Origin of the sequence: Neotabrizicola sp. VNH66, from assembly GCF_049445895.1 — a bacterium.
In the GTDB taxonomy this organism is placed as follows: Bacteria; Pseudomonadota; Alphaproteobacteria; order Rhodobacterales; family Rhodobacteraceae; genus Pseudogemmobacter.
Window position 1 is genome coordinate 50,916 of sequence record NZ_JBMSDW010000018.1, and the last position, 25,282, is coordinate 76,197.

The 25,282-nt window shown below is 65.6% G+C and carries 21 protein-coding genes; 10 read left to right on the top strand and 11 right to left on the bottom strand.

Annotation, left to right across the window (positions count from 1 at the left end; genetic code table 11):
- Window position 1: 1 nt before the first annotated feature.
- The 10 genes from ACO2Q5_RS19730 (at window position 2) to rpoD (ending at window position 12,686) form a co-directional block, all read left to right on the top strand.
- Complete coding sequence (locus ACO2Q5_RS19730) at window positions 2–715, top strand: substrate-binding periplasmic protein (protein ID WP_423294221.1); 714 nt, start codon at window positions 2–4, stop codon at window positions 713–715.
- 56 nt (window positions 716–771) lie between these two features.
- The gene (locus ACO2Q5_RS19735; protein WP_423294223.1) at window positions 772–1,515 is read left to right on the top strand and encodes a transporter substrate-binding domain-containing protein; all 744 of its coding nucleotides are present in this window, start codon (window positions 772–774) and stop codon (window positions 1,513–1,515) included.
- A 65-nt stretch (window positions 1,516–1,580) separates the two neighbouring features.
- Window positions 1,581–2,468: an ABC transporter permease gene (locus ACO2Q5_RS19740; RefSeq protein ID WP_423294225.1), complete on the top strand. Its 888-nt coding sequence runs from the start codon at window positions 1,581–1,583 to the stop codon at window positions 2,466–2,468.
- Window positions 2,465–3,292, top strand: coding sequence for an ABC transporter permease (locus tag ACO2Q5_RS19745; RefSeq protein WP_423294227.1), 828 nt, complete (start codon window positions 2,465–2,467; stop codon window positions 3,290–3,292). The genes ACO2Q5_RS19740 and ACO2Q5_RS19745 overlap by 4 nt, the downstream gene beginning before the upstream one ends.
- Window positions 3,293–3,492: 200 nt before the next feature.
- A complete protein-coding gene (locus ACO2Q5_RS19750; protein ID WP_423294281.1) occupies window positions 3,493–4,827 on the top strand; it encodes a glutamine synthetase family protein in 1,335 nt (444 codons plus the stop codon).
- A 152-nt stretch (window positions 4,828–4,979) separates the two neighbouring features.
- Window positions 4,980–5,693 carry a type 1 glutamine amidotransferase gene (locus tag ACO2Q5_RS19755; RefSeq protein WP_423294229.1) on the top strand — a complete coding sequence of 238 codons (714 nt, stop codon included), beginning with the start codon at window positions 4,980–4,982 and terminating at the stop codon, window positions 5,691–5,693.
- Between the two features lie 38 nt (window positions 5,694–5,731).
- Window positions 5,732–7,087 carry a glutamine synthetase family protein gene (locus ACO2Q5_RS19760; RefSeq protein WP_423294231.1) on the top strand — a complete coding sequence of 452 codons (1,356 nt, stop codon included), beginning with the start codon at window positions 5,732–5,734 and terminating at the stop codon, window positions 7,085–7,087.
- Window positions 7,088–7,118: 31 nt separating this feature from the next.
- Entirely contained in the window at window positions 7,119–8,417 is a 1,299-nt protein-coding gene (locus ACO2Q5_RS19765) for an NAD(P)/FAD-dependent oxidoreductase (RefSeq protein WP_423294283.1), read from the top strand.
- 214 nt (window positions 8,418–8,631) lie between these two features.
- Window positions 8,632–10,599, top strand: coding sequence for a DNA primase (gene dnaG / locus ACO2Q5_RS19770; RefSeq protein WP_423294233.1), 1,968 nt, complete (start codon window positions 8,632–8,634; stop codon window positions 10,597–10,599).
- 80 nt (window positions 10,600–10,679) lie between these two features.
- Window positions 10,680–12,686 (top strand): RNA polymerase sigma factor RpoD, encoded by a 2,007-nt coding sequence (gene rpoD / locus ACO2Q5_RS19775; protein WP_423294235.1) that lies wholly within the window; start codon window positions 10,680–10,682, stop codon window positions 12,684–12,686.
- Between the two features lie 36 nt (window positions 12,687–12,722).
- Here the strand turns inward: rpoD and ACO2Q5_RS19780 are convergent, their stop codons facing one another.
- From ACO2Q5_RS19780 to ACO2Q5_RS19830, 11 genes are all read right to left on the bottom strand, one after another.
- Window positions 12,723–14,102 carry an NAD(P)-dependent oxidoreductase gene (locus ACO2Q5_RS19780; protein ID WP_423294237.1) on the bottom strand — a complete coding sequence of 460 codons (1,380 nt, stop codon included), beginning with the start codon at window positions 14,100–14,102 and terminating at the stop codon, window positions 12,723–12,725.
- Between the two features lie 82 nt (window positions 14,103–14,184).
- A complete protein-coding gene (locus ACO2Q5_RS19785; RefSeq protein WP_423294239.1) occupies window positions 14,185–15,618 on the bottom strand; it encodes an NAD-dependent succinate-semialdehyde dehydrogenase in 1,434 nt (477 codons plus the stop codon).
- A 32-nt stretch (window positions 15,619–15,650) separates the two neighbouring features.
- On the bottom strand, window positions 15,651–16,910 hold the full coding sequence (locus ACO2Q5_RS19790) for an NAD(P)/FAD-dependent oxidoreductase (RefSeq protein WP_423294241.1): 1,260 nt from the start codon (window positions 16,908–16,910) through the stop codon (window positions 15,651–15,653).
- Between the two features lie 17 nt (window positions 16,911–16,927).
- A complete protein-coding gene (locus ACO2Q5_RS19795) occupies window positions 16,928–17,710 on the bottom strand; it encodes an HpcH/HpaI aldolase family protein (RefSeq protein ID WP_423294243.1) in 783 nt (260 codons plus the stop codon).
- A gap of 21 nt (window positions 17,711–17,731) precedes the next feature.
- Window positions 17,732–19,423, bottom strand: coding sequence for a GMC family oxidoreductase (locus tag ACO2Q5_RS19800; protein WP_423294245.1), 1,692 nt, complete (start codon window positions 19,421–19,423; stop codon window positions 17,732–17,734).
- An 11-nt stretch (window positions 19,424–19,434) separates the two neighbouring features.
- On the bottom strand, window positions 19,435–20,925 hold the full coding sequence (locus tag ACO2Q5_RS19805) for an aldehyde dehydrogenase family protein (RefSeq protein ID WP_423294247.1): 1,491 nt from the start codon (window positions 20,923–20,925) through the stop codon (window positions 19,435–19,437).
- Window positions 20,926–21,044: 119 nt separating this feature from the next.
- Window positions 21,045–21,875, bottom strand: coding sequence for an amino acid ABC transporter ATP-binding protein (locus ACO2Q5_RS19810; RefSeq protein ID WP_423294249.1), 831 nt, complete (start codon window positions 21,873–21,875; stop codon window positions 21,045–21,047).
- Complete coding sequence (locus ACO2Q5_RS19815; RefSeq protein ID WP_423294251.1) at window positions 21,872–22,528, bottom strand: amino acid ABC transporter permease; 657 nt, start codon at window positions 22,526–22,528, stop codon at window positions 21,872–21,874. Before ACO2Q5_RS19815 ends, ACO2Q5_RS19810 begins: the two co-directional genes overlap by 4 nt.
- A gap of 92 nt (window positions 22,529–22,620) precedes the next feature.
- A complete protein-coding gene (locus tag ACO2Q5_RS19820) occupies window positions 22,621–23,460 on the bottom strand; it encodes a transporter substrate-binding domain-containing protein (protein WP_423294253.1) in 840 nt (279 codons plus the stop codon).
- Window positions 23,461–23,509: 49 nt separating this feature from the next.
- Window positions 23,510–24,502: a proline racemase family protein gene (locus ACO2Q5_RS19825; RefSeq protein ID WP_423294255.1), complete on the bottom strand. Its 993-nt coding sequence runs from the start codon at window positions 24,500–24,502 to the stop codon at window positions 23,510–23,512.
- Window positions 24,499–25,185, bottom strand: a complete 687-nt coding sequence (locus ACO2Q5_RS19830) for a GntR family transcriptional regulator (protein WP_423294257.1) — start codon at window positions 25,183–25,185, stop codon at window positions 24,499–24,501. Before ACO2Q5_RS19830 ends, ACO2Q5_RS19825 begins: the two co-directional genes overlap by 4 nt.
- Window positions 25,186–25,282 lie beyond the last annotated feature (97 nt).

Below are 25,282 nucleotides of genomic sequence, written 5' to 3' on the forward strand. Positions count from 1 at the left end.
GATGGCCTGCTTCGCCTCGGTCGCGATGGCAGGTGCGATGGTCGTTCTGGCCGCGGCCGGCGACGACAGGCTGGTCATCGGCACCGGGCCGACCTTTCCGCCCTATCTGATCCACGATGCCGAAACCGGCGCCCTGACCGGATATGATTACGAGATGATGCAGGACATCTGCACCCGCATCCGCCGGACCTGCACCTGGGAGGTGACCACCTTCGACGAGCTGATTCCCGGCGTCATGTCGGGGCGGTTCGATGTTGTGCTGGGCGGCATGGCCATCAGTGTCGAGCGACGCCAGATGGTGGATTTCACCCAGGCCTATACCTGGGGCGAAGGGGTGGACTGGTTCGTCGGCCCGGCAGGTGCCCCCACGCCCGAAGGTGCGCTGACCGCCGTGGTTTCGGGCACGATTCAGGAAAACTACCTGCGCGACAACGGGTTAGACTACCGCCCCTATCCGTCGGAAAGCGATGCCCTTCGGGCCGTGGGATCGGGCAAGGCCGATCTGGCGCTTGGCCCGTTCGAAGCGCGCGAGGATCTGGCCCCGCTGATCCAGGGTCAGGGGCTGACCTATCTCTACACCGCCGAGGTGCCCGACGAAGGCGTCGGAATCGCCGTCTGCAAGGGAAATGCCGAACTTCTGGGCAAGATCGACACGGCCCTGAACGCAATGTTTGCCGATGGCACCATGGACGCGCTGGAATCCCGCTGGCACTGACCAAAAACCGGGATATGATCAAAAATACAACAAGCCTACGACAGGGAGACTACGACATGAAAAAGCTTCTTCTCGCCACCGCTCTGGCCGCATTCGGCACGGGCGCAGTGACGGGCGCAATGGCGCAGGACGTGGTGCGGATCGGCACCGAAGGCGCCTATGAGCCCTATAACTACATTGATCAGGCCACCGGCAAGCTGACCGGTTATGAGATCGAGCTGGGCACCGAACTGTGCAAGCGCGCCGGGCTGACCTGTGAATTCGTCCAGAACGCCTGGGATTCGATCATCCCGAACCTGCAATCGGGCAACTACGACATCATCATGGCGGGCATGTCGATCACCGACGAGCGCAAGCAGATGATCGACTTCACCGAAAACTACATCCCGCCGGCCTCCTCTGCCTATGTCGGGCTGACGGCGGATGCCAATATCGGTGATGGCGCGGTGATCGCGGCGCAGACCGGCACCATTCAGGCCGGTTATATCGCCGAACAGCCGGGCGTCACCCTGCTGGAATATGCCACCCCGGATGAAACCGTGGCCGCGGTGAAGAATGGCGAGGCGGATGCCGTCTTTGCCGACAAGGATTATCTGGCACCGATCGCGGGCGACTCGGGCGGCGCGCTCGTTCTGCTGGCGGATGAGGTGCAGCTGGGCGGCGGTGTCGGTGGCGGCATGCGCAAATCGGACACCGAGCTGCGCGCCAAATTCGACGAGGCGATCAAGTCGATGAAGGCCGACGGCACGCTGAACACCATGATCACCAAGTGGTTCGGCCCCGAAGCCGCGCTGTTCTGATCGGCTGATCCTGCGGCGCGGGTGCCCTCGGGTCACCCGCGCCCCCATACCGCGACGGATCAAAGATGTTTGCATATTGCGCAGACCCTGCCGCGCTTTCGGGGCTCAGCTGGCTTTCCTGCTATCTGACCACGGGCACGCATTTCAACTTTTACTGGTCCTTCGGGATGGTGCTCCTGCTGCTGGCGGTCACGGCGCCCGTTGCCCTGACCTTCGGCTTTTTCGGCGCCACCGCCGCGCGGTCGCATATCGTGCCGCTGTCGCTTCTGGGGCGCGGCTACATCGCCGCCGTCCGCGGTGTGCCCGACATCATCTATTTCATGTTCTTCGTGATCGCGCTGGATCAGGGGATCGAATGGTTCAAGCACCTCTGGGTCTGTACCGACCTCAGCCAGCCGGTCTGGAAAGCGGGTGAATTCCGGGTCTGCCCGGCCGCCAAGGTGCCGCTGTCGACCTCGGGCGCGATCTGGCACAAAGCCTATGCCTTCACGCTGGCGGTTTTCACCTTTGCCATCGTCTTCGGCGCCTTCGCCGCGAATGTCATCTATGGCGCAATGCAGGCCGTCCCCCGGGCACAGCTGGAAACGGCCGAGGCCTATGGCATGTCGCAGGGGCAGGTCTTCCGCCGCATCCTTGTGCCGCAGATGTGGATCTATGCCCTGCCCGGCCTGTCGAACCTCTGGCTGATCCTGATCAAGGCGACGCCGCTGCTGTTCCTTCTGGGCCTGCAGGACATCGTCTACTGGGCGCGAGAACTGGGCAGCGCCAAGACCAGCGGCAACAACCCCTATCCGCATGGCGACTGGCGGGTGTTCTATTTCCTTGGCCTGATGGTGTTCTATCTGGCCTTCACCCGGGTGTCGGAAATCCTGCTGGCCCGGCTGACCGCGAAACTGTCCAAGGGACAGGCCACGCGGGCGGGTGAGCAGATGCGAAAGGCGGCCGCCACATGACCTGCTGGGAAACCTTTCAGGCCTATGCGCTGCGGTCGCTGGGCTATGGCGAGCGTCTTTTGCCGCGCGAGGGCTATGACCTCTGCCAGCAGTTCACGCTGATCGGATCGGGCCTGATCTGGAACGTGTATTTCGGCGCCGTGGCGCTGGCCTGCGGCTTCTTTCTGGCCAATGCGCTGGCGCTGGCCAAGGCGTCGCATTCTGTCTGGGCGCGCAAGCCTGCGGAATGGTTCATCTTCGTCTTCCGCGGCTCTCCGCTCTTCATCCAGTTCTTTCTGGCCTACGAGCTGCTGGTGCTGCTGCCCCGTGCCGGGATCAATGTCTTCGGCCTGACGGTCGAGACGGCCTGGACCACCAAGGCCTGGGCGGGGGCGCTGTTCGTCCTGTTCCTGAACACCGCCGCCTATTCGGCCGAAATCTTCTATGGCGCGCTGAAATCCATCCCCAAGGGTGATCTGGAGGCGGCGGATGCCTATGGCATCTCGGGCTGGCACAAGTTCCGCCGGGTCGAATGGCCCACCATGCTTCGGCTGGCCTGGCCCGCCTATACCAATGAGGCGATCTTCCTGTTCCATGCCACGACGCTGGTGTTCTTCTCGGGCTTTCCGGCGTTCCAGCAGCGGGGGGATGCGCTTTATTACGCCAACTACTTCGCGGACAAGACCTTCAATCCCTTCGTGCCCTATCCCATTGTCGCTTTCTACTTCATCTGTCTGACGCTTCTCTTGACCTGGGCCTTCGGGGTGATGAACCGGCGGCTGAACCGTCACCTGCCGTCAAACATGCGTCCGAAAATCCGCTTGCGTCCGCAGCTGATCCGGTAGTAGGCTATATTTGATCAAATTATCCGGGCACCCGCCCGGACCCGTGCAGCGGCCCATAGGCGGCCCGCCGGGAGAGGCGATCGAACCAAGGGAAGGACCAAGGGCATGGTCCGAACTTGCGCATCGGGCGGGCCTTGACGGTTTTTCAGGAACTGTCGGCCCGGGGGCGCGGGGCCGTGCCTTTTCCAGTGTGAACCATGATGAAGGACTGGCTCAGAAAACACCCGGATGTGCGGACGATCCGTGTGGCTGCCGTAGACCTGAACGGCCAGGCGCGGGGCAAGCGCGTTCCCGCCCGTTTTGCCGAGAATGTGGTGAAAAGCGGCACCCGCTTCCCCTTCTCGGTATTGAACCTCGACATCTGGGGCGAGGATATCGACGACAGCCCGCTGGTGTTTGAACAGGGCGATGCCGATGGCGTGCTGAAGCCCACCGAACGCGGCTTCATGCCGATGCCCTGGCTGGAGGCGCCGACCGCGCTGCTGCCGATCTGGATGTTCCGCGAAAACGGCCAGCCCTATGAGGGCGACCCCCGCCATGCGCTGAACGCCGTGGTGCGCCGCTACAAGGCGCGCGGGCTGACGCCGGTGGTGGCGATGGAGCTGGAATTCTTCCTGATCGACGATTCCGGCAAGACGCTGCAGGTCCCGTCCTCGCCCCGCTCGGGCAAGCGGCGCAAGGCGGCCGAGACGCTGTCGATCCGGGCGCTGGATGCCTTCGACACCTTCTTCACCGATCTGTATGACGCCTGTGAGGCGATGGATATTCCCGCCGACACCACCACCTCGGAAACCGGCCTCGGCCAGTTCGAGGTGAACCTGATGCATTGCGACGATGCTTTGCGCGCCGCTGACGATGCCTGGCTGTTCAAGATGCTGGTGAAGGGTCTGGCCCGGCGGCACGGTTTTGCCGCCAGCTTCATGGCGAAACCCTATCCGGAATATTCCGGCTCGGGCCTGCACACCCATTTCTCGGTGATCGACGAACGCGGTGAGAATATCTTCGATTCCGGCGGGCCCAAGGGCACCGCGCAGCTGCGCCATGCGGTGGCGGGCTGTCTGGAGGCGATGCATGACAGCACGCTGCTCTTTGCGCCGCATCTGAACAGCTATGACCGGCTGGTGCCCGACAAGCATGCGCCCACCGCGATTGCCTGGGGCTATGAGAACCGCACCGCCGCGATCCGTATTCCCGCGGGCAATCCCGCTGCGCGCCGGATCGAGCACCGGGTGGCGGGCGGTGACGTGAACCCCTATCTGATGCTGGCGGCCATTCTGGGCGCAGCCCTCTCGGGGATCGAGGATCAGAAGGAGCCGGCGGCCCCCGTCTCGGGCAATGCCTATGCGATGGATCTGCCGCAGATTCCGGCAACCTGGGATGCGGCCATTGACGCCTTCGAGAACAGCGATCTGATCTATCGCTTCCTGCCCAAGGAACTGATCCGGAATCTGGTGCAGACCAAGCGGCAGGAGCTGCATTACATCGCCGAACTGTCGCCGGAAGAGCGGGTCGAGCTCTATCTCGACACCGTGTGACCCGGGGGCGCTCCTCGCCGTCTGCCACGCGCGTCGCGTCGGCAGCGGCGCGAGGAGCGCAGGACGGACCACGCCCTGCGCCCCCTTTGCGGCGCGGCCCCTTGACCGGAGGCCGCCCCGCGCCCACCATGGCGGAAAGACTGAGGTAGACCATGCGGATCGGCATTCTGCAAACCGGCGAATCCCCTGATGCCCTGCGCCCCGAGATGGGCGATTATCCGGATTTCTTCGAGACGCTGCTGGCGGGCCGCGGGCTGGAATTCCGGCGCTACCGCGTTATGTCGATGGATTTTCCCGCCAGCGTGCAGGACTGCGAGGGCTGGCTGATCACCGGATCCCGCTTCGGGGCCTATGAGGATCACGCCTTCATCCCGCCGTTGGAACAGTTCATCCGCACCGCCTATGCCGAAGGTGTGCCGGTCGTGGGCATCTGCTTTGGCCATCAGATCATCGCGCAGGCCATGGGCGGCAAGGTCGAGAAATATGCCGGCGGCTGGTCCGTCGGCCCGACCGAGTATGACTTCGGCGGTGAAACCGTCACCCTGAACGCCTGGCATCAGGATCAGGTGACGGTCAAGCCCGAGGGGGCCACCCGCGTGGCGACCAATGCCTTTTGCGAGAATGCCGCGCTTCTCTATGACGACCGCATGTTCACCGTGCAGCCGCATCCGGAATTCAGCCGCGATTTCGCCCAAGGCCTGATCGAGAAGCGCGGCCGCGGCCTTGTCCCGGATGCCACGCTGGATGCGGCGGTGGCCAAGCTGGACACGCCTCTGGACCGCGGCCCGATGGCCGACCGGATCGCCGCCTTCTTCCTGAACCACCAGAAGACCCAACCCCATGGGGCCGAGAAGCTCCGCGCCTGACCGGCCGCGGGGGCCACCCCCCAACCACAGTGTGACCCATGTCCAAATGGACTGACCAGCTGCCCGAGGCAGCCCGTTCCTACATCGGCGGCCGCCGGGTGGATGAAGTGGAATGCGTGATCGGCGATATCGCCGGCGTGGCCCGCGGCAAGGCGATGCCCGCCGCGAAATTCGCCAAGCAGACCAATTACTTCCTGCCGAACTCCATCTTCCTGCAGACGATCACCGGGGAATGGGCCGACAGCCCGTTCGACGCCTTTACCGAACCCGACATGATCCTTGAACCGGACTGGACCACGGCCACCGCGGCCCCCTGGACCGCGGATGTCACGCTGCAGGTGATCCATGATGCCAAGGATCAGAAGGGCAACCTTGTGCCCTTCTCGCCCCGCAATGTGCTGCGCCGGATCGTCGGCCTGTATGAGGCGCAGGGCTGGAAGCCGGTCGTCGCGCCCGAGATGGAATTCTTCCTGACCGCCCGCAACATCGACCCCAACATGCCGGTGATCCCGCCGATGGGCCGCTCGGGCCGCCGGGCGGCAGGCAAGCAGGCCTACAGCCTGTCGGCGGTGGACGAATACGGCAAGGTGATCGACGACATCTACGACTTTGCCGAGGCGCAGGGGCTGGAAATCGACGGCATCCTGCAGGAGGGCGGCGCCGGGCAGATCGAGCTGAACCTTGCCCATGGCGACCCGGTCCGGCTGGCCGATGACGTGTTCTTCTTCAAGCGGCTGATCCGCGAGGCGGCACTGCGCCACGATTGCTTTGCCACCTTCATGGCCAAACCCATCGCGGGCGAGCCGGGCAGCGCGATGCACATCCACACCTCGGTGGTGGATGCGAAGACCGGCAAGAACATCTTCGCCGGGGCGAAAGGGGTGGAGACCGAAGCCTTCAACCATTTCATCGGCGGCATGCAGAACCACATGGGCGCGGCGGTGGCGCTGATCGCCCCCTATGTGAACAGCTACCGCCGCTACGTCCCGGATTTTGCCGCGCCGATCAATCTGGAATGGGGGCGGGACAACCGCACCACCGGCCTGCGCGTCCCGATCTCGGGCTCCGCCGCGCGGCGGCTGGAAAACCGGCTGCCGGGGATGGATTGCAACCCCTATCTCGGCATCGCGGCCACGCTGGCCTGCGGTTATCTGGGCCTGATGGAGAAGAAAGCCGCCCGCCCGGAATTCACCGGATCGGCCTATATCGACTCGGACGAGATCCCGGTGAACCTGGGCGACGCGCTGGACCTTCTGGACGAGGACGAGGCGCTGAAAGAGGTGATGGGCGTCGATTTCATCAGGGTCTACGACAGCGTGAAGCGGAACGAATACAAAGAGTTCCTGCAAGTCATCAGCCCGTGGGAGCGGGAGCATCTGCTTCTGAACGTCTGATGACCCCCGATGATGACCTCCTGACATGGCTCTGAACCTCCTGCATGCGAATGACCGGCCCGGGCAGTATCCGCCCAGCTGGTATGCCGAAACACGTGTGCCCTTCGCTCCGCAACCGCGGGCCGAAGGCGCGATTCGCGCCGATGTTTGCGTGGTGGGCGCGGGCTATACCGGCCTGTCCGCCGCGCTGCATCTGGCGCAGAAGGGCCTTTCCGTCGTGGTGCTGGAGGCGCATCGCGTGGGTTTCGGCGCCTCGGGGCGAAATGGCGGGCAGGTCGGGTCCGGCCAGCGGCAGGATCAGGACTGGCTGGAAAAGGCTGTCGGGCGACAGGACGCCCGCCGTCTGTGGGACATGGCACAGGATGCCAAGGCACTGGTCCGCAATCTGGCCGCGGGGATGGAGGGCACGCATTACCGCCCCGGCATCGCCCATGCCTGCTGGCATGCGTCCGAGGCCGACCATGCCAGGGCCTATGCCGAAAAGCTGGCCCGCGACTACAATTACCACGAGATCGAACGGCTGGACCGCAACGGCCTGCGCGCGCTGGTCGGGTCCGAGGCATTCCAAGGCGGCGATATCGACCGCGGTGCCGGGCATATCCATGCACTGAACTTCGCCATCGGTCTGGCCCGCGCGGCACAGGCCGCAGGCGCAGTGATCCATGAGGAAAGCGAGGTCACAAAGCTGACCTATGGGCCGCAGACCACGGTGGAAACCGCCGCGGCCCGCGTCACCTGCGCCCATCTGGTGCTGGCGACCAACGGCTATATGGGAGGGCTGGAGCCGAAGGTGGCGGCAAAGGTCATGCCGATCAACAATTTCGTGGTGGCGACCGAACCGCTGGGTCCGCGCGCGCGGGAGGTGCTGGCCGAACCGATCGCCGTGCATGACACCAAATTCGTGGTGAACTACTGGCGCCTCAGCGAAGATGACCGGCTGCTGTTCGGCGGCGCGGAAAGCTATGGCTACCGCTTCCCCGACATCGCCCGCGCGGTGCGCAAGCCGATGCTGGAAATCTATCCGCAGCTCGCCGATGTGAAGATCACCCATGCCTGGGGCGGGACGCTGGCGATCACGGTGAACCGGATGCCGTGTTTCACCCGGCCCGCGCCCAATGTCCTCTCCGCTTCGGGCTATTCGGGGCATGGGGTGGCGCTGGCCACCCTGGCCGGGAAAATGATGGCCGAGGCGGTGGCCGGACAGGCCGCGGGCTTCGACCTGATGGCCCGCCTGCCGCAGCCGCGCTTCCCGGGCGGCGCGCTGATGCGCTGGCCCTTGCTGGTGGCGGCGATGACATGGTTTTCGCTGCGCGACCGGCTGGGGTGGTAAGGGGGCGCTGCCCCCTCGCCCGTTCCGGGCTCACCCCCGGGATATTTCGGCCAGTATGAATGGCTTGGGATTTCATACTGGCAAAAATATCCCCGCGCGGAGCGCCGTCTGAGCCGGTTGGCGCGGCACGCGCCAGAGGCGAGGACCCGGACTTGCGGCGCCAGCCGCGCCTTGTGACTCGACTCGGCGGCGGGGCACGCCCATATCATGCAGTATGAGCCTGCCCCCCGGATTCCTTGACGAGCTTCGCACCCGCGTGTCGCTTTCGGCCGTCGTCGGCCGCAAGGTGACATGGGACATGCGCAAGTCGAACATGGCCAAGGGCGACTGGTGGGCGCCCTGCCCGTTCCATCAGGAAAAATCGGCCAGCTTCCACGTCGATGACCGCAAGGGGTTCTATTACTGCTTCGGCTGCCATGCGAAGGGCGATGTGCTGACCTTCGTCAAGGAGGCCGACAACCTGCCCTTCATGGAGGCGGTGGCGGTGCTGGCCGCCGAGGCGGGCATGCAGATGCCCGAACGCGACCCGCGCGCGGCCGAAAAGGCCGACCGCCGGACCGAGCTGGGGCAGGTCATGGAAGAGGTGGTAAAGTTCTACCGCCTTCAGCTGAAGACCGCCGGGGCCGCGCCCGCCCGCGATTACATCGCGCAGAAGCGCCGCCTGTCGGACGCTGCGGTGGACCGCTGGGAACTTGGCTGGGCGCCTGACAGCCGTCAGGCGCTGATCGGGTCGCTGGCGTCAAAGGGCATCTCGCAGGAGCTGATGGTGGCCTCCGGCATGGTGGCCAAGGCCGATGACGGCAGTCTGTATGACCGGTTCCGCGGCCGGATCATCTTTCCCATCCGTGACGGGCGCGGCCGGGCCATCTCTCTGGGCGGGCGGTCGATGGACCCGAACGCCCGGGCGAAATATCTGAACGGGCCGGAGACGGAACTGTTCGACAAGGGCCGCAACCTTTTCAACCATGGCCCCGCCCGCGAGGCGGCGGGCAAGGGCCAGCCGCTGATCGTGGCCGAAGGCTATATGGATGTCATCGCGCTCAGCGAGGCGGGCTTTGGTGCCGCGGTGGCGCCCTTGGGCACGGCGGTGACCGAGGATCAGCTGCGTCTCCTTTGGCGGATTTCGGATGAGCCCGTCGTGGCGCTGGATGGCGACACCGCGGGCATAAGGGCCGCGCTGCGGGTGGTGGATCTGGCGCTGCCCCTGCTGGAATCCGGCAAGGGCCTGCGCTTTGCCCTGTTGCCGCAGGGGCAGGATCCGGACGATCTGCTGAAAGCCGAAGGCCCGCCCGCCATGCAGCGCGTGCTGGATGCCGCGCAGCCGATGGTCAACCTGCTGTGGCAGCGCGAGACCGAGGGCCGCGTCTTCGACAGTCCCGAACGCCGCGCGGCGCTGGACAAGACCTTGCGGCAGGCCCTGCAGCGCATTGCCGATCCTTCGATCCGCAGCCATTACGGCGAGGTGATCAAGGAGCTTCGGTGGGAGCTGTTCCGCAGCGGCCGCAAACCCCGCGCCGCAACCCCGGGCCGCCCCTTCACGCCGGGGCGGCGTGGGTTTGGCCCTGACCCGTTTGCCCCGCCCACCCCTGCCGCGCGCCAGTCCCTGCTGGCGGCGGGATCGGCCCCGGAAGATACCCTGCGCGAGGCGGTGGTGCTGGCCACGCTGCTGCGCTTTCCCGATCTGGTGCATCGTTTCGAATCCGAGCTGGAGCGGCTGGACTGGTCCGGCGAGGATCATGTCCGGCTGCGGAACCTGATCATGACCCATGCCGCGGCGCCGGATTGCCGCGCCCGGGTGGAGAACGACAGCCCCGCCGCCCTTGACCGGCTGATGGCGCATCCCCATGTCCGCATCAGCCCCGCGTTGCAGCCCCGGGCCGATACGGACTTCGCCGCCGCCTGCGTCGAGGAAGCCCTGGCCCGGCTGCAGGCCGAACGCGCCCACCGGGCCGAGCTGGCCGAGGCGCAGGAGGATGTGGAAGGTCTGGCCGACGAAGGGCTGACATGGCGGATTTCGCGCGCGGCGGAGGCCCGGATCAGTGCCGCCCGCGGTCCGAAGGAGCAGAAGACCGAGAGTATCATCGCGCCGAATGGTGTGGAACTGGACCGCGAAGAGCTGGATCGTGCGCGCAGATTGCACGATTCCATCGACTTCAGCCGCGGTCGGGGGCGCCAGACCTGATTCGGCCTTTAACCCGCTGTGATTCGCGCTATTGATTCGTCAGAGCCGATCACGATTCGACACCCCCGGCAGGAGCATTCATGGCCCTCAAGGACAACGACGACATCAAGCCCGAGACCGACGACGCCGATATCTCGCTCGATATGAGCCAGGCCGCGGTCAAGAAGATGATCGCCGACGCGCGCGAGCGCGGCTATATCACCATGGCCCAGCTGAACGCGGTTCTGCCCGCGGAACAGGTGGGGTCCGAGCAGATCGAGGATGTCATGTCGATGATGTCCGAAATGGGCATCAACGTCATCGAGGATGACGAGGCTGACGACAGCGAAGAGGCCCCTGCGGCCGGAGAGCTGGTCGAGACCTCCACCTCGCGCGAGATTGCGCTCGCCGGTGGCCCGTCCGAAACGCTGGACCGCACCGATGATCCGGTGCGGATGTATCTGCGCGAGATGGGTTCGGTCGAACTCCTCAGCCGCGAGGGCGAAATAGCCATCGCCAAGCGGATCGAGGCCGGCCGCAACACGATGATCGCGGGCCTGTGCGAAAGCCCGTTGACCTTTCAGGCCATCACGATCTGGCGCGACGAACTTCTGTCCGAAGAAATCCTGCTGCGCGACGTGATTGACCTTGAGGCCACCTTCGGCCGCAGCCTGGACGGCGACGAGGATCTGGAAGGCCCGCCGCTGGAAGGTATGGATCTGGAAGGCGCCGCCCCGGCCGCGCCGCGCCGGTCTGCCTCGTCCGAGCCGGAGCTGGATGCCGACGGCAACCCGATCCTGCGCGAAGACCCCGAGGATGACGACGAAGAAGGCTCGAACCTGTCGCTGGCCGCGATGGAAGCGACGCTGCGCCCGAAGGTTCTGGAAATTCTGGAACGCATTGCCGACAATTATGCCGGCCTGTCGGACATGCAGCGGCAGCGGATGTCGGCCACGATCTCCAGCTCGGAACGCTTCTCGACCACCGAGGAAGCCGCCTATCAGAAGCTGCGGTCGGAGATGGTGCTTCTGGTGAACGAACTTCACCTGAACAACTCCCGGATCGAGGCACTGATCGACCAGCTTTACGGCATCAACAAGCGGATCATGTCCATCAACTCGGGCATGGTGAAGCTGGCCGATGCCGCGCGCGTGAACCGGCAAGAGTTCATCGCCGAATATCAGGGCTATGAGCTGGATCCCGGCTGGTGCGACCGCATGGCCGCCAAGGCGGGCCGCGGCTGGCAGACGCTGATGGAACGGTCGCGCGACAAGGTGGAGGATCTGCGGGCCGAAATGGCGCAGGTCGGCCAATATGTCGGCGTGGACATCGGCGAATTCCGCCGGATCGTGAACCAGGTCCAGAAGGGCGAGAAAGAGGCCCGGCAGGCCAAGAAGGAAATGGTCGAGGCCAACCTGCGTCTGGTGATCTCGATCGCCAAGAAATACACCAACCGCGGGCTGCAATTCCTTGATCTTATTCAGGAAGGCAACATCGGCCTGATGAAGGCGGTGGACAAGTTCGAATACCGCCGCGGCTACAAGTTCTCAACCTATGCCACCTGGTGGATCCGTCAGGCGATCACCCGGTCCATCGCGGATCAGGCGCGCACGATCCGGATTCCGGTCCATATGATCGAGACGATCAACAAGCTGGTGCGGACCGGCCGCCAGATGCTGCATGAAATCGGCCGCGAACCCACGCCGGAAGAGCTGGCCGAAAAGCTGCAGATGCCGCTGGAGAAGGTCCGCAAGGTGATGAAGATCGCCAAGGAGCCGATCTCCCTTGAAACCCCGATCGGGGACGAGGAAGACAGCCAGCTGGGCGATTTCATCGAGGACAAGAACGCCGTCCTGCCGCTGGATTCCGCCATTCAGGAAAACCTGAAGGAAACCACGACCCGGGTTCTGGCCAGCCTGACCCCGCGCGAGGAGCGGGTTCTGCGGATGCGTTTCGGCATCGGCATGAACACCGACCATACGCTGGAAGAGGTGGGCCAGCAGTTCAGCGTGACCCGCGAACGGATCCGCCAGATCGAGGCCAAGGCGCTGCGGAAGCTGAAACATCCCAGCCGCAGCCGCAAGTTGCGCAGCTTCCTGGACCAGTGAAAAAAGGCGCCCCGCGGGGCGCCTTTTCCTTTGATGTCACCCCTCGAAGCGGCCCTCCAGCCCGGCCTTGCGCAGGGCGGTGGACAGGCGGTTGGCGGCCAGCAGAAGCGAGGCCCCTGCCCCGGCGCCCTGCTCTCCGGCCAAAGCCTCCAGCGCGGTGGCCAGATCGGCGGTCAGGCGGCGCAGGTGGTCCAGCCCCTCAGCCCGCAGGGCCAGCAGTTCGGCCGGGCTGACGCTGCCCAGACCCGCAGGCCTGAGCGGGCCGCCGTCGCGCAGGCCGTCCGGCAGATCGCCCTTCAGGTTGCGCACCACGCCGTCCTGCAGGACGGACAGAATCTGGTCCACCGCCTGCTTCGCCCCCGCCACCCGCGTCGGGTGGTCAGTGTCAGCCGCGGCATGCGGCAGCAGCGACAGCTTCGCCGCATGCTCCGGCAACAGCGAGAGATACGGCAGCATCGGCCCGCTCAGCGCGCCGGTCGTGGCATCGCGGAACAGGTCGGCGTCAATGGCGGCGTGGCTCACCTGACCAGTGGCCAGCGCGGCAGAGAGCGCGGGGACGTCCACCAGCTCTCCGCGGTCGTAATTCAGGAGGATCGCCCCGGGCGCCAGCGCGGCCAGCACCTCGGCCCCCACCAGACCGGCATTGGCAAAGCCCTGCGGCCCCTTTGGCCCCAGCCCCACATGCACCGACAGAGCATGGGCGCCGCGCGCCGCCTCCACCGGGGTGGCGGCATAGGCGAAGCCCTCGCTCTCGATCCAGTCGCGGTGGCGCGGGCGGGCGTGGATGCGGACCTGCATCCCGAAGGCGCGGGCCAGCTTTGCCACTTCGCGCCCGATGTTGCCATAGCCGATGACGGCGAAGGTTCGGCCTTCCAGCTTGGCCGTGGGAAAGCGCACCAGATCGCGGCCGGTGTCGAAATTTCCTGCGGCCACAAGGGCATGCATCTCCTCGACCGGCAGGTCGGGGCATTGGCGCAGCAGGGCCTTCATCACCATCTGCGCGGTGGCGCGGGCGTTGATGCCGGGCGTGTTCATCAGGGGCGCCACGCCGCCCTTGCCGTCACCACCGCCCCAGCTGGCCGATCCCATATTGCCGGTGCCCGCACCGATCCGCACGCCGCCACGGTCGAACCTTGCACCTGCGGGCAGGAAGGTGGCCGCGGCGATCACCGCGTCATAAAGGCCGTCCCCGGCCTCGGTCAGCAACTCGGCTTCTGTCGAGAGCATGGGGCAATAGTAGAAATGCGGCTTGCCCGCCGCGGGCGCGGGAGCCTGCCGGGCCGATCCGTCCACGAAGACCCCGCCCCGCGCCTGCACATGCGCCCGCACGGCCGAGGCATCGGGTGTGCCATCCGGTCCGGGGGCAAGGCCCAGAAGATCGACGATCAGGATTTTCGGGGTGGCAGCGTCGGTCATTCTCTTCTCCGGCAAGCACTTCGGGCAGGGATTTCAGGCGGTTCGGGCGGGCGGGGCAAATCACCCCGCCTGCCCTTTAGCATCAGAACAGCTCCGAGACGAACTTTGTCCGCAGGAAGGCCTCCAGCCCCTCGGTCCCGCTTTCCGACCCCCAGCCGGATTCGTTCACGCCGCCGAAGGGCGTCTCGGGGGTGGAGATCACGGTGTGGTTCACCCCCACCATGCCCGCATTCAGCGCCATCTCCGCATTGCGCGCGGTGGCGCCATCGCGGGTGAAGACGAAAGAGGCAAGACCGTAGGGCAGCGCATTCGCCCGTTCGATCACCTCGTCAAAGCCCTTGAATGCGACGATGGAGGCGATGGGGCCAAAGGGTTCCTCGGACATGATCCGCGCGTTTTCCGGCACATTGTGCAGCACCGTGGGCGCGTAGAAATTGCCCGGACGGTTCAGCTTGTGCCCGCCGGTCAGCAGATCGGCGCCCTTGTCCACCGCATCGGTCACCAGCGCATGCACCGCCTCGCACCGGCGGGGGGCGATCATCGGGCCCATCTGGGTCTCGGCCTCCAGCCCGTTGCCAAGGCGCAGCGCGGCGGCCTTTTCGGCCATACCCTTGGCGAAACGGTCGGCCAGGCTTTCATGCACGAAGAACCGGGTGGGAGAGGTGCAGACCTGCCCCGCATTGCGGAATTTCGTCGCCACCAGCGTGTTCAGCGTCAGGTCGAAATCGGCATCGCCAAAGATCAGCACCGGCGAATGGCCGCCCAGTTCCATCGTCGTGCGCTTCAGCGTATCGGCCGACAGCTTCATCAGCAGTTTGCCCACGGCGGTGGAGCCGGTGAGCGAGACCTTCTTCGGAATGGGCGAGGCGATCAGATGGGCCGACACCTCAGAGGGCACGCCGAAGACAAGGTTCAGCGCGCCTTTGGGCAGGCCCGCATCCTGAAAGCAGCGGGCAAAAGCCACGGCGGTGCCCGGGGTTTCCTCGGCCGTCTTCAGGATGATGGTGCAGCCCGCGGCCAAGGCGCCCGCGACCTTGCGGATGACGTTCGAGGCCGGGAAGTTCCAGGCCGCAAAGGCCACGACCACGCCCACGGGTTCCTTGTGCACCATCTGGCGCTGGCCGGGCACCCGGCCCGGGACGATACGGCCATAGCTGCGCTTGCCCTCTTCGGCGTAAAAGCGCGTGGCCTCTGCCGAAAAGGCGATCTCGCCCCGCGCTTCGGCCAGCGGCTTGCCGTTTTCCATGGTCAGGACGCGGGCGATGGTCTCCAGCCGCTGGTCGATCAGATCGGCGGCCTTCATCAGGATCTTGTAACGCGCAAGCGGGGTTTCCGCCTTCCACAGCGGGAATGCCCGGTCCGCCGCTGCCAGCGCCGCATCCAGATCCGCGGGCGAGGCATGGGGGACGGTGGCGATCTCTTCCCCGGTGGCGGGGTTCAGCAGCGGCTGCGATTTGCCCTCGCTGCCCTGACGGAACGTGCCGTCGATCAGCAGTTCGATCTTTTCTTCATACATGGGTCTCTCCTTTGCCCCGCGGGGCCTGCCGCTCAGAACCGGGAGGAGCGGAAATGTGAAAGGTCGATGGACGGCGCCCGCCCCGTGGCCAGCTCCGCCACCAGCCGCGCAGTGACCGATCCGCCCATCAGCCCCTGATGGCCATGGCCGAAGGCAAGGATCACGTTCGGGTGGCGGGGCGCGGTTTCGATGACGGGGATACTGTCCGGGGTGCCCGGCCGGTTGCCCATCCAGCGGGTCATGCCGGACAAGTCCGCGCCGGGGAACATGTGGCGCGCCTGTGACAGCAGGATCTCGGCCCGGCGCCAGTTCGGCGCGGCCTCGGGCCGGGCGAATTCCACCGTGCCGGAAAGGCGCAAGCCCCCCTCCATCGGCGCGGCCACGAATTTGCGTTCCGCCGCGTTGACGTTCACGCGCAGGCCGGTTTGGGCATGGGGCAGCATGATGTGATAGCCCCGCTCGCTGATCAGGGGCACGCGGACACCCACGGCGCGGGCGAAGGGGCCGGAAAAGGCGCCCGCCGCGACGACCACCTTGTCGGCGCGGATCAGCCCGGCATCGGTGGCAACCCCGGTGATGCGGCCCCGCTCCGCCGCCAAGGTGCGCGCGGCAAGGCGGGTGAAGGTCACGCCTTTGGAAGCCGCCAGCGCGGCGATGGCCGCCACCAGCCGCCCCGGGTTGGAGCACTGTCCCTGTTCGGGGAGGAACACCCCCGCGCAATAGTCGGGCGAGATTGCGGGTTCCAGCTCGCGCATCTGGACGGCGTTCAGTATCTCCACCCTGACCCCCCGCGCCCGGCGCATCGAAATGGACAGTGCGCTGCCCGCCGGGCCGTTCGGGTTTTCATAGGCGAAGAGCTGGCCACGCCGAGTGATCAGATCGGCACAGCCCGCGGCGCGGACCAAAGGCTCATAGCACTCCAGCGTCAGCCGGTTCAGCGCGATCATCCCGTCGGCGATCCGCTCCACCCGCCCTCGGCGGGCGTTGGCCAGAAAGCGCAGCAGCCAGGGCAGCGCATGCGGCAGGTCCAGAAGACGCAGGCCGATGGGGCCTTCGGGGTCCATCAGCATGCCCGGCACCTGTCGCGCGATCCCCGGCATGGCGTTGGGAATGCAGGAGCCGGGCGACAACCCGCCCGCATTGCCATAGGAACACTGGTCCGGGCTGCCCGGTTCGACCGGATCGATCACCTGAACCTCGAACCCCTCATCGGCAAGGCTGTTGGCGGCGCAGACACCGATGATGCCTGCGCCGATGACCACAACCTTGCCGCGCTTCGGCGCCTCTGTCATGCCCGGCCCCTGCCCGCTCAGGGTGCCAGAACCGAGGGCACGCCCGACCGGAACGCGGGCATCGCCTTGGCATAGGCCATCTGCAGCATGCGGAAATCCGACAGATAGGCGATGAACTTGTAGCCAAGATCCCGCATCTTCTGGCCGTATTCGACCGAGCCGACATGGATGCCCGGCACCACGCCCTTTTCGATGCAGCGCCGCGCGATCAGGGCGATGGCCTCGTTCACGTCATCCCATTTCGGATCGAACCCCGGGGTGTAGCCCATCGAGATCGCCAGATCAGACGGCCCGACGAAGATCGCGTCCAGCCCGGGCGTGTCCAGGATCTCATCCAGATTGGCGAGGCCATCCTTATGTTCGATCATCGGCATGGTGATGATCGTCTTGTTTGCATTGGCGAAATAGTCCGGCCCGCCGTAAAGGCCCGCCCGGATCGGCCCGGCCGAACGCCCGCCTTCGGGATAGTAGCGGCAGGCTTCGACAAAGGCGCGGCATTCGGCGGCGGTGTTCACCATCGGCGCGATCACGCCATAGGCGCCCGCATCCAGCACCCGGCCGATGATCGACGGATCGTTCCACGGCACCCGGACAAAAGGCGTGCGGTCGGTGGTGGAAATCGCCTGCAGCATCGACAGCATGTCCGCGTAATCGGCGCAGCCATGCTGCATGTCGATGGTGATGGCGTCGAAATCCTGCTGTGCCATCAGTTCGGCAGACAGGCTGGACGGGATGGCCAGCCAGCCGGTGACGGCGCATTCGCCCTTGGACCACAGGGTCCGGACCTTGTTCTCACGCATGGTAGTCTCCTTTCGGCAGGTTCAGGAATTCAGGATCAGATCGGCGGCCTTTTCGGCCATGGCGATCGTGGTGATGTTCGTATTGGCCGCGATGACCGAGGGCATGGCCGAGGCATCGACGACCCGCAGCCCCTGCACGCCGCGCACCCGGCACTGGCTGTCCAGCACCGCCATCGGGTCCTCATCGCCGCCCATCCGGCACGAGCAGGAGACGTGCCAGCCCGACCAGACCGCGGATTTCGCCCAGTCCACGATCAGGTCGCGGTTCCGCATCATCTGGTGCATCCGCTCGGTCGTGCCGAATTTGCGCCGCAGCAGGGTTTCGCGGAAGAAGGGCACATAGTCGAAGAGCAGCGCCGCCGTGCCGGTCTTGATGTAGTTCGACGGCTTTTTCACCGATAGCGACCGTGCCTCTTCGGTGTAACCGGCCAAGAACCATGTGTTCACATGGGACCGCACCCGCGGATCCTCCATGATGCGGTAAAGCCGTTCGAACCCGTCGACCAGACGCATCAGATCGCGGTCGTCGCCGGCAAGGTTCAGGTTCACCTCCGGCTCCTCCCGCCAGTCGGCCGATTTCAGGCGGACGGTGCCCTGCGAATAGGACTTGTTCACGCAGACGTTCAGCGCGCCCATGGTCCGCCCCAACGGGTGCCAGCCCGCCCGGTTCACCGGCATCAAGAGCATGTCGTTCGGCGTGCAGCCATCGTAGCCCGAGGAATAACGGGTCCCAAGGAAGATATGCCGCCGCTGGCCTGGCCGCAGCCGGGCCGAAGGTTTGAAATGCGCGCCCACGGCCAGATGCGGGTGGTCCATCAGATTGGCGCCGACGCCGGGCCGGTCGGCCAGCACGGGAATGCCCTTGGCGCGCAGCTCATGCGCGGGGCCGATCCCTGCGCGCAGCAGGATGGCGGGCGTGTGCAGGGCGCCGGCCGAAACGATCACCTCACGCGCCTGCCAGACGCGGGCGGGCTGGCCTTCGGTATGGGCGCGCACGCCGGTGATGCGGCTGCCTTCGGTCTCCAGCGCCTCGACCTGCGTCATCGGGAACAGATGCAGGTTCCTGCGCGCCCTGACCTCGCGCGTCAGATAACCCACGGCCGTGGACACCCGGCGGTCATTCTCATTGGTCAGCGGCAGCGGGAAGGACCCTTCCTCGAACGAGGCGTTGTAATCCTCGCGGTAGGGATACTGCCCCTCGACCACCTCCAGCACGGATTTCGTGAACCCGGCCCAGTCCTTGGGGAACACCCGGCGGATGGGCATGGGGCCGGACTGGTTGTGCAGCGGGCCGTCGAAATCCTGATCGCGCTCCAGCTTTTTCAGATAGGGCAGCATGCCCGCCCAGTCCCAGCCCTTGGCGCCCAATTCGGCCCATTCGTCGTAATCCGCGGGCAGGCCACGCACGGCGAACTGGCCGTTGATGGACGAACCACCCCCCATGACCTTGGCCTGTTCCAGCCGTGTGGGGGGCACGGTGTCAGAATTGGACCGGGGGTTGCGGGCATGGACCCGCAGCTTCGACCAGTGAAAGGCCGGATCGAAATAGGACAGGCCGGGGTAGCTGTCCGAGATGATATCCGGCACGGCATCGGGCGGGGTGTCCGGCCCGGCCTCCAGAAGCGCCACCTGACGCGCGGGATCTTCGGACAGGCGGGCGGCCATCACCGCCCCGGCCGAACCGCCGCCCACGATGACAAAATCGTAGATCATTCCCGCTGTCCTTACAGATAGTTGATCCACACGGCCTTTTGCCGCGTGAATTCCTCGATCCCGGCGCGGCCCATGTCCTTGCCGAAGCCCGAGCCTTTCCAGCCGCCCGCGGCATAGGTGAATTCCGGGTCGCGGCCGTGCTGATTGACCCAGACCATCCCCGCCTCGACCGTGTCGGCCACCTTCATCGCCAGCCGCAGATCCTGCGTATGGACCGAGGCGGACAGGCCATAAGTCGGGTGCTGTGCCTGCGTGATGGCCTCTTCGATGTCGTCGAAGCGGGTCACGCTCATCACCGGGCCGAAGAATTCATCGGTGTAGCCGATGTTGTCTTGGGCCACATCTGTCAGGATGGTGGGGGCATAGAAATGCCCCTCATTCGGGCCGTCCAGCCGCGCGGCGCCGGTCAGAACGCCCGCGCCCTGCGCCACGCTTTGCTGCACCATGCCGTCGATCCGGTCGAACTGCGTCTTCGAGATGACGGGGGGAAAGGTCGTCGTCTCATCCCAGGTCGGCCCGGCCTTGATGGCCTTCGTCCGCGCCAGCACCCGGTCCAAGAGTTCATCGGCCACACCGCGCTGCACGATCAGACGCGAGGCCAGCGTGCACACCTGCCCTGCATTGGCCATGAAGGCATTGGCAACGCGGGTGGCCACCGCCTCGATCTCTCCGGGATTGTTGGTCACGATCTGGGGGCTTTTGCCGCCCAGTTCCAGCACCACCGGCTTGATCCCGGAATGGGCCGCCAGCGCCATGATCGCCGCGCCGGTCTTCGTCGATCCGGTGAAAGAGACGATGCCGATGGCCGGATGCGCCACGATGGCCGCACCGGTCGTGTGGCCCCAGCCGTTCACCACATTGAACAGGCCGCCCGGCAACCCGGCCTCCGCCGCGCATTCGGCCAGCGCCAACAGGCTGTGCGGCGTCAGTTCGGATGTCTTCATCACCACCGCATTCCCGGCCGCCAGCGCGGGCGCGAATTTCCACGCCGCGGTGATCATCGGGAAATTCCACGGCACGATGGCCCCGGCGATCCCGTAAGGCTCGCGCCGGGTATAGGACAGGGTGTCGGCCTTGGTGGCGGTGACGATCCCTTCCAGCTTGTCGCAATATTCCGCGAAATAGCGCACCACCCCCGCGGTGCGTACCGCGTCCCCCGTCACCGTGCCGGAGATCAGGCGGCTGGACCCCATCGCCTCCAGCCGGCCAAGGTATTCGGCCTTTTCCTCGATCCTGGCAGCAAAGGCATAGAGCACCTTGGCCCTGTCGCGCGGGGCCATCTTCGCCCATCCGGTCCGGGCCAGCGCGTCACGGGCGGCCGTAACCGCCAGCTCCACCGCCGCCGCACCACCATCCGTGACATGGCCCATGGGCCGTTCATCCGAGGGGCGCAGGACCGGGATCGTCTCGCCCGGAAGCTCGACAAAGCGGCCGCCGATGTGATGGCCCGTGGGCAGGACGACGGTATCGGGATTGAAGCTGAGAGACATGCTGAGAGACATGGGCTTTCCTTAAGGTCAGGCCCTGCATCGGGTGCAGGCGACAGGCGGCCCGCCGGAGCGGGGGCCGGTGTCAGGATGAGTGGTGGAACGGGGCGGTCCCCAGCACCGCCCCGCCCCCGTCAGGCGCCTTCGAGGAACGGGCGGAGGAGGTCGGCCGTCTCGTGGAAGCGCCCGACGAAGCTTTTCAGCCGCGGATGGGTGGGGCGCAGCAGGATTTCCCGGGGCGGGCCGCTTTCGGCGATCATGCCTTCGTCCAGAAAGATCACCCGGTCGGCGATCTCGAAGGCAAAGCCCAGTTCGTGGGTGACGATGACCATGGTCATGCCGGTCTTGGCCAGATCAACCATGGCCTTCATCACCTCGCCCACCAGCTCAGGGTCCAGCGCCGAGGTCGGCTCGTCGAATAGCATGACCTTCGGATGCATGGCCAAAGCGCGGGCAATCGCCACCCGCTGCTGCTGCCCACCCGAAAGCTGGCGCGGGTATTTCGTCACATGATCCTGCAGCCCCATCTGCGCCAGAAGGTCCAGCGCTTCGGCCTTCGTCGTCTCGGCATTCGCCTTCTTGACGGTCACCGGCCCCTCCATGACGTTCTGAAGGGCGGTCATGTGGGGGAACAGGTTGAACTGCTGGAACACCATGCCGGTGTTGGCCCGGATGCGGTTCACCGTCTTTGCGGGCACGGCATTGCCATCGCGCGCGCCGGGCTGGTGGCTGTAGATCGCCTCATCCCCGATGCTGATGCGGCCGCCCGAAGGGGTATTCAGCAGGTTGATGCAGCGCAGAAGCGAGGTCTTGCCCGAGCCTGAGGCCCCGATCAGCACGACCACCTCACCCTGCTGCACGGTCAGATCCACGCCGCGCAGCACCTCGCGCTGGCCGAATTGCAGGCGCAAAGCTTCGATCTTCAGAAGCGGGTTTGCCCCGGTAGGCACATTGGCTTGGGTCATTTCACGCGCTCCGAAATCTTCTCCAGCTTGCGCGACAGCAGGGTCAGCGGCACCAGCAGGACAAGGAACATGACGCCGACCATGGTGTAGACCTCCATCGGCCGGTAGGTGAAGCTGCTGACGTAGCTGGCCTGATACAGAAGGTCCGGCACGGTGATCATCGACATCAGCGTGGTGTTCTTGATCTGGATGATCGACTGGCCAGCCAGGGGCGGGATCATCCGGCGGAAGGCCTGCGGCAGGATCACCCGGCGCATCCTTTGCGCATAGGTCATGCCAAGCGCGGTCGAGGCATCGGTCTGGCCGCGGTCGATCGACTGCACGCCCGCGCGCAGGATCTCGGCATAGAAGGCGCCCGCGTAAAGGCTGAGCCCCACGAAACCGGCCCAGAATTTGGTGATCGACAGCCCGGCAAAGATCGGGAAGGCGTAATACATCCACAGCAGGATGACGAGGAGCGGGATATTGCGGAAGATTTCCACATAGACCCGGCCGACGACCGTCAGGGTGCGGGAACCGGTCAGCTGGATCAGGCCGATGACCAGCCCGATGACCAGCCCGGCGCTGATCGACAAGGCGGAATATTGCAGCGTGACGAGAAGCCCGCTCCAGAACAGGGGCCAGTTCTGCGTGATGACAGAAAGATCGAACAAGCGCGCGTCTCCAGAGGAGGTTGAAGGGAGGCGGGAGCAGAGGCGCCCGGCATCCGGCCGGGGATCAGACCCCGGCCGGTGCGGAGAAGCGGTCAGAAGCTGAAGCTGTCGGGCAGGATCGACAGATCAATGCCGCGGTCTTCCCACGACTTGGCCAGACGGCCCTGTGCCAGACCCAGCGAGCGCTGTTGCTGCACCCAGTTGGTCAGGAAGTTGATGTAGCCCGCATTGCCCGCTTTGCGCGCGACGGCCAGCGTAGCGGGGTTGCGCAGCATCGGCTCGGGGATCGAGACTTCGCCGCCGACCTGACCCGCGATCTGCAGCACGTCAAAGACCGACTGGATCATCGCATCGGCACGACCGGCCTGCAGCTCCATGATGGCAAGGTTGCGGTCTTCCACCACGGTCAGCGTCGCCTTGGGCAGAAGCGCCTCGGCCACGACCTGCATGGTCGAACCTTTCTGCACCACGACGGTCTTTTCCGGCACGTTCAGCTCGGCCCAGGTGGCGACGGGCTTGCCCTCGGGCGACAGCACGGCCCAGGCATCGGTGAACAAGGGCTCCCACAGGTAGTCCACGACCAGACCGCGCTTGGGGTTGGGGTTCACACCGATGGCGATGTCGATCTTGTTCGACTGGAAGTCGGCCGCAAGGTTGCCCCAGGTGGTTTCGACCGGGGTGACCTTCACGCCCAGCTGATCCGCCAGGTCGGTCAGGAAATCGACGTAAAAGCCGCTCCATTCGCCGGTGGCGGGGTCTTTGATATAGCCCGGCTCCTCGCCGATCATCACCGGGATCTTCAGTTCGCCCGAGGCGCGGATTTCATCCAGCACGGCCGAAGGGTTGTCCTGTGCGATGGCAGCGGTCCCTGCGGCAACAGCGACCCCGGCCCCCAGGGCGGCTGCCCGGAGGAGGTTTCCGAAGAAAGACATGGTCAGATCTCCCTGATCTTTTGGTTTTGCGTATGGGGCCGGGTGGTCTTCACCTGGCCAGGAAGCCCCCCGAAAGCGGATCGTCCTTTTCGAGGAAGATTGTGCCCTGGGCGGACAGGAACGCCCTGCCGCAGACCACAATGCTGTAACCCGTCACCCCGTCGGCCACGGTCTTTCTGGCCAGATGCGCGGTGAACGGCACGCCAAGGATGTTCTCGGCGCGATAGGTTTCGGTCTCGTCCAGCTCGCCCCGGATCAGCATCTGCGCCATCCGCGCACAGGTGCCGGTCCCGCAGGGCGAGCGGTCGTATTTGTTGGGCGCCAGAACCAGCAGCTGCCGCCCCTGCCCACGCGCCGGATCGCTGTGGAAGAGCACGCTCGGCGCAGGCAAGCCCCGCATCTCTGCCCGGCCATCGGTCGCGGCAGAGATGGCCTGCTTGATCCGCCAGCCAAGCGCCAGGGCAGCCGAGACATTCTCCGGCTCCAGCGACAGGCCCAGGGGATCGGCGGCCACCATCGCATACCACATGCCGCTGTAGACGACATCGGTGGTCACCGGGCCAAGGCCCGGCACATCGACCTGCAATCCGGGGATGCCCATGAACGCGGGCACGTTCTCCAGCGCGACCTCGGCCAGTTCGCCATCCGGCCCCCAGTCCAGATCGACCCGCACCACCCCCGCCGGGGTTTCCAGCGTGAAGCTGTCCCCCGTGGCCGGAGAGATCGCGCCGGTAAAGGCCAGGGTGCGGGCCAGACCGATGGTGCCATGGCCGCACATGCCCAGATAGACATAGGAGGAGATGAAGATCGCGCCGAAATCCGCCACGCGAGAGGGCACCGGGATCAGACCCACCATGGCCGCATGGCCGCGGGGTTCGTGCAGAAGCGCCGGGCGCAGATGGTCGAAGCGCCGCTCGAAATCCTGACGCTGCGCCAGGACGCTGTCGCCCGACAGCGGCGGAATCCCCCCCAGGATCGCCCGGGTCGGATGCCCGGCGGTATGGGTGTCGATATAGGGATAAGCCGCCGCGATCCGGGTCATGTCCGCCCCTCTCCGAATTCGGCGCGGATGGCGTCACGGGTTTCGAGCCAGATCTTTTCGATCAGGTCGCGTTCCAGCTGCTTGGCCTGTTCAGGATCGCCGTCCACGATGGCCTGAAACACCCGCGCCGTGTCGTCCATCGACAGGTCCACCACGCTTTGGTTGCGCTGATAGAGGTGATAGCGGTAGCGCAGCGCCTGCTTTTCCAGCCCCTTCAGCAGACGGCGCAGGGTGGCGTTGTCGGCAATCGCATAGATCAGCTCGGACCCACGGACATCGTGGGCAAAGAAGCTGCGCGCATCGCCCGCGGCCCGCGCGGATTTCATCGACTCCAGCACGCGCCACAGCTGTTCCTTCAGCTGGGCATTGGTGGACCGGGCGGCCTCTTCCGCGGCGATGGCCTCCAGCGCGATGCGGCAGCGGTAGATCTCGTCGAAATCGCGCAGCGACATCGGCGTGACCCAGATGCCGCGCCGCGCCTCGCGCAGGACCAGACCCTCGCGCTCCAGCACCCGCAGGGCATCGCGCACGGGCGAGCGGCTGACACCATAGCGTTCGGCCACCTCTTCCTCGGTCAGGCGTTCGTTCGGAGCCAGTTCCAGAAAGACGATGGCCTCTTCCAGCACCGAAACGAGGTTTTCGGAGATTCCCGCCGCGAGTTTATGATTGCGCTCCAGATTCATGAATTCACCATACCGTATCCTGTATACAATGCAAGTCCTCCTGAACTCTGTATACAGAACACCTAGCGCCCTTCCCCCGCGCGCGCCAGTTTCAACG